Annotated in this window: 16 protein-coding genes and 1 pseudogene; 4 read left to right on the top strand and 13 right to left on the bottom strand. The window is 38.8% G+C overall.

Going from position 1 to position 15,118, the window contains the following annotated elements; translation table 11 throughout:
- From C7B62_RS19930 to C7B62_RS19915, 4 genes are all read right to left on the bottom strand, one after another.
- Window positions 1-474, bottom strand: a 474-nt coding sequence (locus C7B62_RS19930) for a response regulator transcription factor (RefSeq protein ID WP_146132148.1), incomplete at its 3' end; no start/stop codon positions are given.
- Between the two features lie 129 nt (window positions 475-603).
- Window positions 604-1,095, bottom strand: coding sequence for a TIGR00725 family protein (locus C7B62_RS19925; RefSeq protein ID WP_106241252.1), 492 nt, complete (start codon window positions 1,093-1,095; stop codon window positions 604-606).
- Between the two features lie 210 nt (window positions 1,096-1,305).
- Window positions 1,306-2,217, bottom strand: a complete 912-nt coding sequence (locus C7B62_RS19920) for a branched-chain amino acid transaminase (protein WP_106241249.1) — start codon at window positions 2,215-2,217, stop codon at window positions 1,306-1,308.
- Window positions 2,218-2,255: 38 nt separating this feature from the next.
- Window positions 2,256-4,043 (bottom strand): M61 family metallopeptidase, encoded by a 1,788-nt coding sequence (locus tag C7B62_RS19915; RefSeq protein WP_106241245.1) that lies wholly within the window; start codon window positions 4,041-4,043, stop codon window positions 2,256-2,258.
- Between the two features lie 205 nt (window positions 4,044-4,248).
- On the opposite strand from C7B62_RS19915, the gene C7B62_RS19910 reads away from it, so the two are divergent.
- Window positions 4,249-4,941, top strand: a complete 693-nt coding sequence (locus tag C7B62_RS19910; protein WP_106241242.1) for a TrkA family potassium uptake protein — start codon at window positions 4,249-4,251, stop codon at window positions 4,939-4,941.
- A 93-nt stretch (window positions 4,942-5,034) separates the two neighbouring features.
- Here the strand turns inward: C7B62_RS19910 and C7B62_RS19905 are convergent, their stop codons facing one another.
- The 5 genes from C7B62_RS19905 to C7B62_RS19885 all read right to left on the bottom strand — a co-directional run bounded on the left by C7B62_RS19905 (window position 5,035) and on the right by C7B62_RS19885 (window position 10,691).
- Window positions 5,035-5,817, bottom strand: coding sequence for an ABC transporter permease (locus C7B62_RS19905; protein ID WP_106241239.1), 783 nt, complete (start codon window positions 5,815-5,817; stop codon window positions 5,035-5,037).
- Window positions 5,818-5,880: 63 nt separating this feature from the next.
- Complete coding sequence (locus tag C7B62_RS19900) at window positions 5,881-7,554, bottom strand: iron uptake porin (RefSeq protein WP_106241237.1); 1,674 nt, start codon at window positions 7,552-7,554, stop codon at window positions 5,881-5,883.
- Between the two features lie 49 nt (window positions 7,555-7,603).
- Window positions 7,604-8,488: an EfeM/EfeO family lipoprotein gene (locus C7B62_RS19895; protein ID WP_106241234.1), complete on the bottom strand. Its 885-nt coding sequence runs from the start codon at window positions 8,486-8,488 to the stop codon at window positions 7,604-7,606.
- A gap of 51 nt (window positions 8,489-8,539) precedes the next feature.
- Complete coding sequence (locus C7B62_RS19890; RefSeq protein WP_106241231.1) at window positions 8,540-9,307, bottom strand: histidine phosphatase family protein; 768 nt, start codon at window positions 9,305-9,307, stop codon at window positions 8,540-8,542.
- A 73-nt stretch (window positions 9,308-9,380) separates the two neighbouring features.
- Entirely contained in the window at window positions 9,381-10,691 is a 1,311-nt protein-coding gene (locus tag C7B62_RS19885) for a recombinase family protein (protein WP_106241227.1), read from the bottom strand.
- 168 nt (window positions 10,692-10,859) lie between these two features.
- Here C7B62_RS19885 and C7B62_RS19880 point away from each other — a divergent pair, with 168 nt between their 5' ends.
- Together C7B62_RS19880 and C7B62_RS19875 are read left to right on the top strand one after the other, a co-directional pair.
- Window positions 10,860-11,438 carry a hypothetical protein gene (locus C7B62_RS19880; RefSeq protein WP_106241224.1) on the top strand — a complete coding sequence of 193 codons (579 nt, stop codon included), beginning with the start codon at window positions 10,860-10,862 and terminating at the stop codon, window positions 11,436-11,438.
- Between the two features lie 66 nt (window positions 11,439-11,504).
- Complete coding sequence (locus tag C7B62_RS19875; RefSeq protein WP_106241220.1) at window positions 11,505-12,335, top strand: NAD-dependent epimerase/dehydratase family protein; 831 nt, start codon at window positions 11,505-11,507, stop codon at window positions 12,333-12,335.
- Window positions 12,336-12,342: 7 nt separating this feature from the next.
- On the opposite strand, the gene C7B62_RS19870 is transcribed toward C7B62_RS19875, so the two are convergent.
- The 3 genes from C7B62_RS19870 to C7B62_RS19860 form a co-directional block, all read right to left on the bottom strand.
- Complete coding sequence (locus C7B62_RS19870) at window positions 12,343-13,404, bottom strand: DNA cytosine methyltransferase (RefSeq protein WP_106241217.1); 1,062 nt, start codon at window positions 13,402-13,404, stop codon at window positions 12,343-12,345.
- A 21-nt stretch (window positions 13,405-13,425) separates the two neighbouring features.
- Complete coding sequence (locus C7B62_RS27240) at window positions 13,426-13,593, bottom strand: NgoPII family restriction endonuclease (RefSeq protein ID WP_106241214.1); 168 nt, start codon at window positions 13,591-13,593, stop codon at window positions 13,426-13,428.
- Between the two features lie 218 nt (window positions 13,594-13,811).
- The gene (locus C7B62_RS19860) at window positions 13,812-14,696 is read right to left on the bottom strand and encodes a LysR family transcriptional regulator (RefSeq protein WP_106241210.1); all 885 of its coding nucleotides are present in this window, start codon (window positions 14,694-14,696) and stop codon (window positions 13,812-13,814) included.
- Window positions 14,697-14,777: 81 nt separating this feature from the next.
- On the opposite strand from C7B62_RS19860, the gene C7B62_RS25845 reads away from it, so the two are divergent.
- Window positions 14,778-14,942 carry a hypothetical protein gene (locus tag C7B62_RS25845; RefSeq protein ID WP_158260716.1) on the top strand — a complete coding sequence of 55 codons (165 nt, stop codon included), beginning with the start codon at window positions 14,778-14,780 and terminating at the stop codon, window positions 14,940-14,942.
- Between the two features lie 19 nt (window positions 14,943-14,961).
- Here the strand turns inward: C7B62_RS25845 and C7B62_RS27235 are convergent.
- Window positions 14,962-15,118 (bottom strand): annotated as a pseudogene (locus tag C7B62_RS27235) (cytosine deaminase); the annotation flags it as partial.

Raw genomic sequence — 15,118 nt, 5'->3', positions numbered from 1 at the left:
ATCTACCATATTTAGCTTATGGCTCAACTCCTGGTCTTGCTTTGGTAACGAATCAGATGATGCAGTCTTAGCAAAATGTTTGTCCACTAATTCTAAAGCCAGTTGAAAATATCCCTTGTGGACATAGCGAATAGCATTAGCTAATTCTTTAGCGGTTGTGTTTTTGAGCCAATAGCCTTTTGCACCTAGCTTCAAAGCACGAGCAACATCCTGCTTTTGATTGTGAATACTAAGCATTAAAACTTTAGTATCGGCATATTTTTGAGCAATAGTTTCAGTAGCGGTAAAACCATCCATGACTGGCATCTCAATATCCATCAACACTATATCTGGCTTTAGTTGGGCTACCTTATGGACTGCTACTTCACCATTTTTGGCAAAACCAACGATCTGAAGATCTGATTCTGGTTCGAGATATGACTCTAAAGTTTTACGGACAAAATTTTGATCGTCAGCTATGAGAATATTGATCATGACAACACTGGCTTTGAATTTAGAATTCCCTTCAGATAACCTAAGATAGCATTAAAGTCAAGTTTTTTTTCGCTCAAATCAGTACTATACAAGAGTTTAATGATCTTGACTGGAACTGACTGCGTTCATCTAAGGGAGCAAAATTTCTTGGCTTAGAGCGATCGCTTGTTCTACATTTGCTGCCGAAAAAACTTGTTCTGAAGCCAAATGACTAAAAAATTGAGAGGTTACTTCTTGTTGATGAAGCAAAATTACAGGTCGATTATTTTTCAACGCCAAAGCAACTTCTGAAGCTGTCCCCAAACCCATACCACAGGCAATCACAAGATCACAAGACAAGACATTAATATTATTGCGTCCATTGCCCAAATCAGTAACGATGGCAATATCGACTGCATCAGACATTTCTAGTTTATTATTGCCAGGCAAAATACCGATTACGATTCCACCACTTGCTTTTGCACCTTGGCTGGCTGCTTCCATGACTCCTACTTTTCTACCTCCTGTAAGCAAAATCCAGCCATTTTCTGCAATTGATTTACCTAGCTGATAAGCCAGTTCAGTATCTTCGTGAGTTGCTAAATCTCCCGCGCCCATTACTCCAACTACAACTTGAGCCATATAGCAGTCCTATTTGATTCATGAAACTACATTGATTGGTTTTTAGGTAGTAGGTAGTAGGTAGTAGGTAGTAGGTAGTAGGTAGTCCTAAAGGACAAAGGCACTTTGCCGCATGTAGCTTCGCAAATAGGTAGTAGAAATTTCTCATTTCATTTAGGATTGCTATATATTATTTAAGTATAAATCTACCAATGGCTATAATTAATCTGCCTAACAATCTACTACGTAAATCCAATCTTGATATTTTGGCTCTTGATTTTTAGTAATTGAAGTCAATTTAGCTTTTATTTTTTCAGTAATTGGTCGCTTGGTAGACAAATGATAGCTTTCAATTTGTTTTACAGGGGTTACTTTTGCTGCTGTACCGCTTAAAAATACTTCATCAGCAATTAGTAATTCGGTTTTATCAATGGCTCTTTCTTCGACTTCAATCCCCATATCCTTGGCAATAGTCAGCACACTATCTCTAGTAATCCCTTCCAAAATATCTTGATTAAACCCAGGCGTGATTAACTTATTATTTCTCACCATAAAAATATTCATTCCTGATGCTTCGCAAATTTTACCCTGAGAATTCATCAAAATTGCCTCATCAAAACCAGATTCTACTGCTTCGGTTTTAGCCAAGGAAGAAGTAATATATGCGCCGCTTATCTTACCCCGTAGAGGTAAACTCCGATCTTCCTGACGATACCAAGAACTAATGCGACAGCTAATGCCATCAGGAGGTAAATAATCCCCTAGTTCTAATCCATAAACAAAGAAATCTTTTTCGATTTTATGTAGTCGTGGAGCAATACCCAAGTCAGAGGTATAAACAAAAGGACGAATATAAAAAGGTTTAGTGGGCTTATTTTTTTGGACAAAATCGACAATTATTTGCTGAATTTTGGCTCCAGGTAGATCATAATTTAGCAGCTTGGCGCTATCACTCAAGCGACTACAGTGGCGCTCCAGTCTAAATAATAATATTTGCTCGGCATTATCTGGATTAGGAATACCTCTCATTCCCCCAAAAGCACCCGTACCATAGTGGAGAGCATGAGTAGCAATAGAAATATTAGCTTCTTCAAAAGGAACAAATTTGTTTTGAAAGTAGGCTGTTGCTAAAAAATTATGCATATTTAATTACTGATTGTTCATTGTTCATTGTTCATTGTTCATTGTTCATTGTTCATTGTTCCTTTCCCTAGCCATCCTAAAAGATTTTGCTGCTGTGACTGGGATAAATTATCTAAAATCGCCAACTCATAACGATTAGTTTGGGGGTGAGCTAAAGTCAAAGCAAGAGTTTTCAATTCATCATTGTGAAACACAGTAACTTCGATTTTATCCTCTGCTTGATAGTCTTTTAATCTTTCGTCAAGAGACTTAGCATCGACCTTGATCCCATCAATTGCTAAAAGCTGATCTTTGGCATCAATTCCCCCTAATGCTGCGGGAGAGCCAGCAGCAACATACTCGATCACTTCCCGATTACTGTCGGACTGTACCCTGATTCCCAGATAAGGGGCATCGGATTCACTGACAGTTTTTAAGTATAAGCCAAAGGGGTTAAGGTAGTCATCAAAAGGCAATTCTTCAGTAGTTTCAATGTAGCGAGTGAAGAAATCATCTAGGTTTTCGGCTGCCACCTCCGCAATAGTTTCTCTCAGTTGAGTTTCACTAAAGCCGATTTCTTCTTGTCCAAAACGCGACCACATCAAACGCATGACGTCGTCAAGCGATCGCTTATTCTGATATTTGGCTCGAATCAATAGATCGAGCAGCAATGAAACCAGCTCTCCTTTAAGATAATAGGAAATCTGATTGTTATCACTATAGGCATCACGGCGATAGAGTTTGATCCAAGCATCGTAGCTTGATTCCCCCAGAGGCTGTACATTACGCCCAATAGTGTTGAAATATTTACTAATGTCCTTACTTAAGTTTTTGAGACAGGTTTTAGGGTCATAAATCCCCGCTCTCACAGGAATGATCGCATCGTAGTAACTAGTTGTTCCCTCACAAAACCAGAGGGATGTAGTATAGCTTTCGGCTTCGTAGTTAAAAGTTGCTAAAGCTTGGGGACGAACGCGTTTAACGTTCCAGAGGTGGAAGAATTCGTGTGCCACTAGCTGCATAAACCGTTCGTATTTTTCGCGATCGCGAAATCCAAATCGGGGATAATTTAAAGTGCAGCAGTCTTTATGTTCTAAACCACCATAGCCACTACCTGAAAGGTGTAGCAGGAATAAATACTGTTCATAAGGCAAACCTCCAAACATCTCGGCTTCTGCCTTAATCACTTTGGTGGTATCAGCAATAATCTGTTCGGGATTAGCGTTACCTTGACTCCAGATTGCTAATGAATGAGGTTTACCCAACACCTCAAAATTATATACCTGCTGTGTGCCGATCTCTACTGGGGTATCAACTAAAGTATCAAAGTCGGGAGCAAGAAAAGTATGATCCTCATTGTCTACCTTAACTAAAGTAGTACTAATATGCCAATCAGCTTGAGGTGGGATAATTTTGACTTTAATGGGTTGTTGTTCTAATCCTGGAACAAAGAAAAACAGCGCAGCACCATTAAAATATCCGTGGGTAGCGTCTAAATGATTAGTACGTACCGTTAAATCGTTAGCATAGGTACGATAGCTGACTTTAATTTCGGTGGAATTATTAGTTGTTATCTGCCAATGATTTTTACTCAGCTTGCGACTAGTTAATTCTTCTTCGCCAGATTTCGCCGAAAAGTCTTGTAGATGTCTAGCATATTCTCTAACTAAATAAGAACCAGGTGTCCAGACTGGCATCTTTAAATCCAGGATTGGCGATCGCCAATCACTAATTTGGAGGGTAACTTCAAACAGATGAGATGCAGGTTGAGACATGGCAACTTGATAGAACAAGCTAGCCGTTTTGCTAATAGGTTTGGGCTGACGAATAGAGGTGGCTTCAGTCATTAAGCTTTGGTGAGTAGAAATTCCATCGAAATAAGGTTAATTTATATTTTATCTAGATCGGGGAGATTGCCTCAAACGTCTAGATGTATTGTAAGAATCAAAAATGAAAAAATAGATACTAAAAAATAAACCTAGTCCTCTCGATCTCAAGGAGCATTTAATCGATTAAAATGCCAATAGTTCAGAATTATTCAGGTAAGAGTCCTTGAAATCTCTCAATTTTTTAACAAATGCCCGCACCCATAGCCGTCAGTTTGCTGTAATTGGTTTAGGACGTTTTGGTAGGGCAGTCTGTACTTCCTTACATAAGATGGGTTATGAAGTTCTCGGTACAGATATCGATGAAAAATTAGTCTCTCAGGTGTTAGCCCAGAAAATTGCCTCCCATGCAATTCAGCTAGATTCAACTGAACCTGAATCCCTCAAAGAAGCAGGGATTTTTGAAATGGATACTGTAATTGTAGCGATCGGTAACTATCTTCAAGAGAGCATTATTACCACTCTTAATGTCAAAGAAGCTGGAGTCGAGTACGTAGTTGCCAAAGCATCTTCGGAAATCCATGGCAAAGTACTACGGAGAGTAGGCGCAGATCGAGTAGTTTTTCCCGAAAATGAGGCTGGTTGCGCCTTAGCTAGCACCCTAACTCAACCTGGACTTTTAGAACGGTTTCAGTTAGATACGGAAAATAGCATCGTGGAAATTTTAACCCCTAACGAATTTCATGGTCAAACTTTAGCCCAGCTAGATTTGCGAAAACGTTATGGAGTAAATGTTTTGGCGATTGGCGATGGTGAAAAATTTATCACTAATCCCAGTCCAGGACAAATGCTCAAAAAAGGATTAGTGATGGTCGTAATTGGTAGCAACACAAATCTTCAGCGCCTACCAATTCATTAGATATAGCCGTACAAAGTTAGATTAGGACAAGTTTAGTTAACTGTTCGTAGGTAGTGGGTAGTAAATGTCCTAGCTTGAGTACTTGCTATAAGTCTAACTAGAAGCGCTGGTGTAAAAACGTAGTGCATACTGCCAGAAACAAACTGAGAAAATAAATAAAACAACCGCCAAAATAGCTGCACCCATACTCCAGCTAAGTTCATTACGATTGAGCATTGCTTGAGCAGGAACAGTAGTTAAAAAAGCTACAGGGACAATAAAAGTAAAGAAGAAGCGATAAATAGCAGGATAGGCTACCATCGGATACCGCCCCGCTTCTAATAAACCTCGCAACACTTCAGTGACGTTGTAAACCTTGACAAACCAAATACTAGTTGCGCCTAAAATAAACCACAGACTATAAAGAATAACCACGCCAAAACCCAAGGGAATTAAGCTCGCCAAATAGTCATACCAGGTTAAACCCAATTTATTGCCAGCATAAACTATGAGGATGCTACCAAACAGTAAATCAGGTAAGCCCCAAGGAGAGATAGTCTTAGTAGATAGCCAAAACTGACTGCTAATCGGTTTGAGCAACACAAAGTCGAGAGTTCCCTGTTCAACCTGTTTAACAATACTATTTAAATTAGGTACAAGAAAAGTAGCAGAGAAGCCTTGTAAGAGAGTAAACAAACCCAAAACTATCGTCGCTTCCTGCCAACTCCAACCCTGGAAAGTATAGCCAGTACGATAAAACAAAAATAATCCAAACAGACTTCCTACTAAATTAGCAATACTGGTAACAGTAGCGATCGCAAAATTGAGTCGATACTCTAATTCAGTGGCGATCGCCGTAGACCAAAACAACCTGAGAACTTTGAAATAACGTCGCATAATTATCAACCAGACAAGTGATTTATGATCGACGACGCGTATCTATCGGGCTGATAGCTCTACCTAAAAGCTAAAAGTGGTTCGCAATGCACCAATAAATAAATCATCGTTGTCATCATTATTATCTGGTTTGTTGACATAGATCACCCCAGGAGTGATGGCAATATTATCGTTAAGCTGATATTGATAAAAAGCCTCGGCGTGCAAAGATTTCTCTTCATCTTCGCCAAACCCTGGTGTATCAATACTAGAACTGCTCACCCAAGGTTCCATACCGACGATGATTCCCCCTAGACTGCCTTCTTTACCCAAATCAGGAAAAGCCAGAGTAGCTGCCCAATTCCAAATATCTTGCGATCCACGTTCCACCGTCTGTCCATCGACGCTAACAGCGTCTAAGGTTCTCACCTTACTCAAGCCTCCCCAGCCACCAATCACCAGGCGATCGCTTAAGGCAAAAGAAAACTGCGCGCCATAGGAATTACTTGATGTTGGTACGCCACCCTCAAACACTCCAGGAACTAAAGGATCGGCGTCTTCTCCTGCCGCGGTAAGGGATTTGATATTAGCTAAATCACTCCCAACACCAGTGTCACTTTGGTTATAACCATTAACATAAGTCAGAGCAATACCTAGCTTTTCAAAGGGAGTAATAGTTAACTGTCCCAGCGCACTATAAGAACCATTAAATAAGCCCGCGCCTTGATTAGGATCGCTGGCTTCTCCTGCTAAATATCCCGCACTAAATTCTAGTTTTTCACCAAAGCGATGAATTATACCTAAACCCGTCTCTCCTGGAGGAGAATAAATTGGACTACGAGTACCAAAAGCCGAAATTGCTCCCGATCCGCCATCCCCGTCTAATACACTCAGGGTATTGGCAATATCATCCGCGGCTAGTCCTGCTGCACCAATCAGCACATTAGTATTTTCCCCAATCGGGCGATCGTAAAACAAGACTTCTAAAGCTAAATTATTATCATCGGGTTGAGCAAAGGCAAGTTCTCCCTGAATTGTCCCTGTAGTTTCGGCAAATTCAGGAAAATTACCTGTAGATAAACGAGTAAACAGTAAATCTTCCCCTGTAAAACTAGTGTTTAACTCCAGACGAGTACGATAGCCCAAAATAGGTACTTGATCGAGATCGCCGTTATCATCTGGGTTTAATTCTGCGTTAGAACCGCTAAGTACACTAGCAACGCCAAAGATAGCCTCTCCTTCTAGTTTAGTGGTAGTGGAGAACTGACTATCTTCCAGTACCGCAGTTCTGCTTTCAAGCTCGTCAACTCTGCCACCGAGACTGGCTAATTCTGCCTCAAATTCTTGGTTTAGTCTATCAATCGCTTCTAAATCTTCTTGGCTTACAGAACTTTGAGAAGAAGCAATTAAGCGTTCAATTTGATTTAAGCAAGAGTTCAACCCCGCAGCAAACTCGTAACGAGTCAGGGATTGATTTCCGCGATAGGTTTGATTAGGAAATCCAGCAATACAGCCGTAACGATCAACCAAGCTTCTCAATGCTTCATAAGCCCAGTCTGTGGGCGCAACGTCTCGTAACTGATTGACGTTAGTTACTTGCCCAAGTTGATTAGTGTCTTGACCTTCTTGTCCATATTGTTCTACTTGATTAAGTAGTTGGCTGGATTTTGTTTGAGCCTGGGCTGGACAAATATATAAACCAGCAACTAAAGCAAGAAAAATAATTGGGACAGTTTTACCCAAAGAAATCTTAGTCATAATAATGCTCACACACAAATTCTAATGATAATGATTATAATTTTACTTTTCAAGCAATACCCAACTTATTTTGAGCATTGATTAAACTATCGCGAAAACGATAAGCAGCATTAATAATCTCGCCTCTTTGGGTAGCACTTAGACTACTATAGGGTTGGGCTGCAACCTGACCTTGAGTAAAATAAGGAGCAACAGTCGCGATCGCTGCTTCATAGGCTGCCTTGGCTTCGGCAACAACACCAGGATCAACACTTTCTAGCACCGCTGCAAAAGGCTCAAACTGGCTATAGATACCTTTCCAATTTTCCTGAAAAATTAACAAACTTTGATCTGACCAAGTTTCTTCTTCACTAGAAATCTTCTTAGCAGGAATTTCGGTTGCCAAACCAATCATGCCTTCAAAATGAGAAGGAGAATCAAAGTTTTCTCTGGCTTTTAAATCAGTCATTAAAGTTTTGATGCTGGTAACTAACCCTTGAGCGTGGGGTAATGCAGTTTTTAAATCACCATCACGATAAATTAAAGCTTCAATACGATGAAACCCTTTAAAAGCTGTGTCTAATTCTCCATTATCAAAAGCATAAGGTCGGGCATCAATATCAGTATCGGTTGCTTCAAAATTGAGTGCTAATACCTCGATCTGTTCATAGGGAGGACGTGATTCTACATAAGCTGTTTTAGCTGCCTCTACGTCTCCACTAGCGATCGCTGCCTCTAATGCTTCTACTAAGGGTAATTGTTTGGTAGCTTGCTCTTGGAAATAGGTTAATCCTGCATCTACTTGAGCAGCATATTTGTCTGCCTGTGCTAATAATCTTGGTTTATTAGTCTTTTGAGCTTGGGCAGAAGGTTTTAGCTGAGATACAGTTACCGCTCCTAAACTTACTATACCTACTCCTTTTAAAAGTCTGCGCCGATTTAACTTTATATTCATGAGCTAATTTGTCTTCTTAATTTTGTAGTTTTGTAGTTTTTGGCTCTTGTTTTATAGTTCCGCCCATTCTTCAGGTAGCAGATTAGCCATAACTTCAAATCCACCATTACCGTCTGGTTTTAATACATAAGCCATTCCTTGAGGATCGGGATAAATACCTGTTGCTGCTTCAAAAAGATCATCGTGACCGACAATAATGTCGTTAGTGCCATCTTCAGGTACAGCAGTAAGTAGAGGTGTCACGTTAGCTTTCATTTGCTCGACCTGCTGATCGGTATAATCTTCAAAAGGCAGAAAGTTTAAGGCAGGATTTTTTTCATAATCGCCAAATGCCAGGGCTGCGGTAGTCCAGGCACGGCAGTAGTCGCTGGTAGTAACTTTGCCAACAGGAATTTCAGTGCTAGCAAAAGCATCCCCAATTGTTAGTGCTTGTTGCACACCTTCTTCACTTAACACTCTTTGAGTTGAGCAATCATTCACATTTGCCGTTACCTGATCGGCGTAATCTTTTTCGGTTTGAGCGTGTCTGAAGTAGATCACGTAACCGCCTTTTTGCAGTTCGCTTAATAATTCTGCTCCACTCATTTTGTCTTGAAAGTCTGCGTTTGCTTGTTCTCCAGGGCTTAACTCTGTTCCGCCTTCTCCCCCTTCTTCTCCACCTTGGGCCATGATTGCAGTATTGGCGCGATCTTGTTCGGCGATTGGGCTCTGCCCACGCTGCGCGATCGCTGATGAATATTCTCCCGCATCTACCGTATTGCTAGATAGACCAACTGTTGTCACTAATCCCAGCGCTAAAAATAATTTTACTGATTTCATCTTAAGAAAATTTATGTTATACACTCGAACTTCTGAGGATACATTTAATGAGAAATCTTGTCAAATAGTTAATTTAAAAAACGAATTGTAGCTGGATATTCCAAGACTCAGGTTGACTACGCAAAATTACTATTTGCTGAATAAATTCACGAAAATAAAACCGCCTTTCTGTTTCCGATAAGTCTAGCCAGAATTGTGGTAGAGAAACAGCTTGAGCGATCGCTTTTAAATTACCTGGAGGTAATTGGGCTAGATTGATTTCTAGCTGGGCAATTTCGCTACGGAGTTTGTAGGTACGCAAAGCAACAGTTTCTTGGTCTAAGATACCCTGCTCTTCTAACTGTGGTAATTGCTGGAGTATGGCTTGTTTCTCAGAAATTTTTTGTTGATGAAAATTCTTGATAGCAGACTCAGGAGGAAGTTTTAACTGAGCAACTGCCAAGGGTAGTTCTCGGCAAATTTTGCTAATGGTTTGAGCTAAAACTTGTTCATAGGCGATCGCTTTACACCTAGGTTGTCTTGGACATTGAGGACAACGCAGATATAAATATTCAGTTTTTTGCTGACGCTGCGTCACGCGAGTAATATTCATCCCTAACTGACAATGCTGACAGACAACTAAACCGACTAGAGATCGAGGTGCGCTAGCAGTACGACTGGGTAGAGAGCGATTACGACGCAGCAGGCGATCTATTTGTGCTGCTTCTTCTGAGTTAATAATTGCCGTGTGGGTATGGGAAATTATTGACTTATCTTTATATTGTAAACTGCCTCGATATACAGGATTAATCAGCCAATTGCGTCCCGTTGTGGGCGAAATCTTTTTGCCGTAGCGCTTTTCTAAATACCGAACTGCACCCCGCAATGAGCCAAATAAAATAAACCGTTCAAAAAAATCCTTGACTACGGGAGCGGTACTTTTATCCACCAGATAACGATCTTGTCCCCGACGATATCCATAAGGCGCTTTGCCAGGAGGTGGCAGCATTTTCAAACGATTACGGGCATGACCTTGTTCAAGGCGACTACGCTGCTTATTGGTCTGTATTTCTTGTAGTAAATTACTTAAGTTCAGCTTTGATTGTTGAGGATCAAAACTCCATTGGGAAGAACTATAATCTTGTTCTGTAGCAATAATCTCCACTCCCAAAGACTCTAATTGATTAAGGCGATCGCAAATCATTTCAAGATTGTCCCCCAATTCTTCAAGCCGACGCACTAGTAGATATTTGGGTGTTTCTACAGCACAATCTGTAATTAACTGCTGTAATTGTTGATGTTCTCCTCTGTCTTGATAAACGCGATCCACTTCTAAACCCCAGATGTTTTGATCGGGAGCATTTTCCAGTAGAGGATCGCTATATAAATAAGCAATAATTTTCATAATTATCAACAAACAATTGTTGATTAAACAATTAATTTAAACATTGGGTTTCATTTTATGTATTTTTATAATGTCATCAAAAGCATAAGAGTTAAATAAAAATAAAATTTGCTTAGGCAACGCCATCTACTGCTAAATTTTAAAATGGGGAACAGTGATTGAGAAGTTATGGAATTACATCAAAAAACTTTATTAGAAAAAAGAAGCTTTTACTTATTATCAAACAAACTGAAGCTGTATCTTAAAAGTGGAGAAGGTGAATACGAAAATTATATAAGCTATGAAAGCCTTACTGGAGAAACCAAAATATGTTGCCAGCAAAATTTAAAGCTGCTATTTGTCGCTATTGCTCTGCTGACTTTTTCGGCATGTATCTTGTTACAAAGTTTGATAATTAACCAAGGATTTATTTATAGTATTGTTCCTCTAATTATTGCCTTTATAGCGATAATTCTATATCAGAATCGCCAACAAAACTACCTTATTTTAGCAACTAGCGATCGCCAAAAAGTTATATTTTTAAGAGACAAACCAAATCGTCAAGCTTTAGATCAGTTTTTAGCGCAATTATGGATCTATCGGAAGAAATATTTAAGAGAAAAATATTTTTATATTAATTACAATCACGATTTAAAACAACAGACAGAAAGGTTGAGGTGGTTGTTGGAGCAAAATGTGATTAGTAAGGCAGAATATCGATTTGCTCAAGAAGACTGGATTATCGATCGCAGTTATCAGGCTAGTTGAAAAGGGTAAAGCATTGCTTTCCCCGCACAGAAATACAGCTATAAAGTAAATTGTAAATTATAAATTATGAAGTTGGCGATTATTGGTTGTGGCTATGTAGGTAGCGCGGTGGCTCGCTTGTGGCACGCAGCAGGCAATGAAGTCACGGTGACTACCACTACAACGGAGAAAGTAGAAGAATTACAAGCGATCGCATCTAAAGTAGTTATTTTGACAGGGGATGATTTATCAAGCTTGCAGCAGGTAGTAGCTAACCAAGATGTGATTTTGTTGAGTATTGGCTCAAAACAGCGTACTCCTGAAATTTATCGTCAGACATATTTAGCAACAGCCCAGAATTTGGTAAAGGCAATTAAAAATAATTCTGGAGTTAAGCAGCTTATTTATACTAGTAGCTACGGGCTAATTAATCATACCAGCGGTGATACGATCGATGAAACTGTTACCGTCAAACCCAAAGACGAATTTGGCGAAATTCTCGCTCAGACAGAACAGGTGTTACTTAACGCATCAGCAACGGATTTAACAACCTGTATTTTGCGCTTAACAGGTATATATGGTCCAGACAGAGAGTTAATCAAGATCTTTAAAAGAGTTGCTGGGACAACTCGCCCAGGATCGGGAGAAAGTTATACTAACTGGGTTCATTTAGAAGATATTGTGGGGGCGATCGATTTTGCTAAAGACAAACAGCTAGAAGGTATATATCATCTAAATAGCGATGAATTAATGACCACTAAAGAGTTTCTTGGCAGATTATTTGCTGCTCACGATCTTCCTGCTGTTACCTGGGATAGTTCCCAGACTTCCAGTCGTGCTTATAATATGAAACTATCTAATCAAAAGATTAAAAGCGCAGGTTTTGAATTAGCCCATCCAAAAATTGAGTTTACGTAGCGAAAATTTAATTAAGCAAGGTTAATTGTTTGGCATATTCTAGCTTGTGTAAATTCTTGTGTAAATTATCACAATTTCCTAGAGTTAAATATTCTTGAATATCTATAAAGATTTTTTGGGCTAAAACATATGCAAGATTAACAGGCACAGCATTTCCAACCATTTTATAGCCATTATTTATATAGTCATATTTGAATCTAAAATTATCAGGAAATGTTTGTATTCTGGCACATTCTCTGACAGATAATCTACGATATGGTTTGGCAGAATTAGGGTCAAAGACTCTTTTATCTTTTTCCACAAAAAGCATTTTATTAGCTTGAGGATGTAGGGGTGCGTGTCTTCCTCCAGCTTGAATAGTAAAAGATGGCTCATCCCAACTTCTTACTCTATTCCTTGACATATAAATGCTAGAAAAGCTTGTATCTAAATATTCATGATTAGGAACTAATTCACCATTTTTAACTAGCTTATCTTTTGTTTTAATTGGCTCTATTGAGCTTAAATCGTAGATAGCATCTTTAATTTTTAAACCTGAGTTAACGGATAAGGGAAACTCAAAAACTCCCTTTAATTTATGATGATATCCCACAATAATTACTCTTTTTCTATCTTGCGGAACACCAAAATCATTAGCATTTAAAAGTTTATAAGAGACTTCATATCCTATATTTCTAAATTGATTTAATATATTAGTAAAGGCTTTTATGTGTCTTTGCGATAGAATACCACTAACATTTTCAGCTAAAAAGAAAAGAGGCTGTTTATCTGCAACAATTCTAATATAGTCATAAAATAGTTGTCCGCGAGAATCATTAATTCCTCGACCTGCTCCTGCTTCACTCCAACTTTGACAGGGTGGTCCACCAATAATTCCTAAGCACTCTGGTATTTCTGAAGAGTTTATATCTTGGATATTTCTGCGATCTAAAACAGTTTGAGGATGATTTAATTCATAAGTGTCCCAAATGGTTTTGTCATATTCATTTGCCCAGATAATCTTAAATTTTGCTTGGGAGAAGCCTAAATCTAATCCTCCACACCCTGAAAATAAAGAAATAATCTCCATTACATTATTTATATTTATTATTCATCTCATTTTGTAGTTAATAATTTTGGCAAAAATATCTTTAATGTACTCTTCTAAAGCATCACCTATTGCATTTATTCTGTTTTGGCTTTTACTCCGATAATAATCTAACAAATTTGGTATGGGATGATTAACAAGTGTGGTAATCGCTCGAAGAATATCTGTCATTTATTTTCATCAATTTTCTGTACCCACTTAGTGTGCTATTAAAAATTTGCTACGTCCACTGAAATTGAGTACAGCGAGTGTGGGGTTTATAAGTTTAATTAGATTTTTAGCTTCTAGGGAATAATTTGCTCGGCAATATGCGTCACTGAATTGACAAAATTCATCTTTACGAGCGACCACCTTGATGATGAGATCGGGGATTTAATTAAGTACAGTTATTAGTTTTCCAAACCTGCTATTAAAGCTCGAATGAGTACATCAAAAGCCAATCCAGGTATTCTGTCATCGAATGAAGTTGCTATCCCTACGGGTAATTCTAAATCGACCTGGTTGATATTTCTCACTACAGTATTTTCAGGCGGTGGAGTAATTACGCCGATGGGCATCACGCCTATCCCCAGACCCGATTTCACCATACTCTGCAAAACCTTAAGGCTCATAATCTCTATACCCAAATCTGGATTAACACCACGGGCAAAAACTTCCGTTTCAAACATATGTCGATAGGGACAGTTAGTTTCCGTAACCAGTAAGCGTTCTTTCTCTAAATCGATCACTTCTACAATCGCTTTATCACTTAGATAGTGTTTGCTTGGAATTAACAACGCCATTGAATCATAGAAAAGCCGTTTGAAACTAAGACCTAAATTTACATCTGGTGGCGAACAAATAGCTAAATCGAGTTTTCCTTCTACGACTCTTTGGCTGATGACTTTGGTTATACCCGTTTCTAAAGTAAGACGTATATTAGGATATTTCTGACAGAACGAGGCTAGTAATTGGGGCAGCTTCAAACTAGCAACAGGTTCGATCGCACCAATCCGTAAATGACCTGTTTCTCCTAAAACTAGCTCGGTCATCTCTCGCTGCAATATTTCGGCGCGATGCAACAAAAAACTGGCATGAGTACTCAGTGCTTCTCCTGCTTTGGTTAGCTGAACTTTTTTACCACGACGAGTAAAGACTTTGACTCCCAATTCTGTTTCTAGCTGTTGAATATGAAGCGTGATAGTTGATTGAGCGTATTGAAGCCTTTCTGCTGCATTAGAAAAACTTCCTGTATCAATGATTGTTTGAAATGTTTGCAGATGTCTAAATTCCATTGATCAATTTTATTATCAGTAAAATTGAATTGAAATCACATTTATTCTATCTTTACAAATAAAAGGTGAGATTTTAAGATTTTGGTACAAACCGAAAACGTTTTACAAATCCCGATTAAACTTATGAGCGATCGCCAACCAATAGAGAAAATAGCTTCTGCCAATTGGCAGTTACAACCAATGCAAGAACCGTTTCCTGGAATTAAAGTATCCTCAGTATGGCAAGGCGAAATAAAAGGAAAATAAGCATAACTAAATCAGACTTTTAATTTCTAGCGATTAAATCATCGAGTTCACGATAATCAGGCAAATCTAAATTAATTTTTTTACCTTTACGGATGATTATGCGGTTATGTTGCGATCGCGCTAATAATTCACTAAAGTAACGAGCAGGAAAGATAATTAGATCTGCTGAATTACCT

The organism is Pleurocapsa sp. CCALA 161 (assembly GCF_003003995.1).
In the GTDB taxonomy this organism is placed as follows: Bacteria; Cyanobacteriota; Cyanobacteriia; order Cyanobacteriales; family Xenococcaceae; genus Waterburya.
The sequence above is the reverse complement of the archived record's forward strand: the minus strand, read 5'-3'. Positions and strand labels throughout refer to the sequence as shown.

What these genes read in the sequence shown, in the direction of transcription:
- C7B62_RS19885 (WP_106241227.1), bottom strand. Translation starts at nt 10,691, where the DNA reads ATGAAAATTATTGCTTATTTATATAGCGATCCTCTACTGGAAAATGCT.
- C7B62_RS19900 (WP_106241237.1), bottom strand. Translation starts at nt 7,554, where the DNA reads ATGACTAAGATTTCTTTGGGTAAAACTGTCCCAATTATTTTTCTTGCT.
- C7B62_RS19860 (WP_106241210.1), bottom strand. Translation starts at nt 14,696, where the DNA reads ATGGAATTTAGACATCTGCAAACATTTCAAACAATCATTGATACAGGA.
- C7B62_RS19925 (WP_106241252.1), bottom strand. Translation starts at nt 1,095, where the DNA reads ATGGCTCAAGTTGTAGTTGGAGTAATGGGCGCGGGAGATTTAGCAACT.
- C7B62_RS19890 (WP_106241231.1), bottom strand. Translation starts at nt 9,307, where the DNA reads ATGAAATCAGTAAAATTATTTTTAGCGCTGGGATTAGTGACAACAGTT.
- C7B62_RS27240 (WP_106241214.1), bottom strand. Translation starts at nt 13,593, where the DNA reads ATGACAGATATTCTTCGAGCGATTACCACACTTGTTAATCATCCCATA.
- C7B62_RS19870 (WP_106241217.1), bottom strand. Translation starts at nt 13,404, where the DNA reads ATGGAGATTATTTCTTTATTTTCAGGGTGTGGAGGATTAGATTTAGGC.
- C7B62_RS19875 (WP_106241220.1), top strand. Translation starts at nt 11,505, where the DNA reads ATGAAGTTGGCGATTATTGGTTGTGGCTATGTAGGTAGCGCGGTGGCT.
- C7B62_RS19880 (WP_106241224.1), top strand. Translation starts at nt 10,860, where the DNA reads ATGGAATTACATCAAAAAACTTTATTAGAAAAAAGAAGCTTTTACTTA.
- C7B62_RS19915 (WP_106241245.1), bottom strand. Translation starts at nt 4,043, where the DNA reads ATGACTGAAGCCACCTCTATTCGTCAGCCCAAACCTATTAGCAAAACG.
- C7B62_RS19920 (WP_106241249.1), bottom strand. Translation starts at nt 2,217, where the DNA reads ATGCATAATTTTTTAGCAACAGCCTACTTTCAAAACAAATTTGTTCCT.
- C7B62_RS19895 (WP_106241234.1), bottom strand. Translation starts at nt 8,488, where the DNA reads ATGAATATAAAGTTAAATCGGCGCAGACTTTTAAAAGGAGTAGGTATA.
- C7B62_RS19905 (WP_106241239.1), bottom strand. Translation starts at nt 5,817, where the DNA reads ATGCGACGTTATTTCAAAGTTCTCAGGTTGTTTTGGTCTACGGCGATC.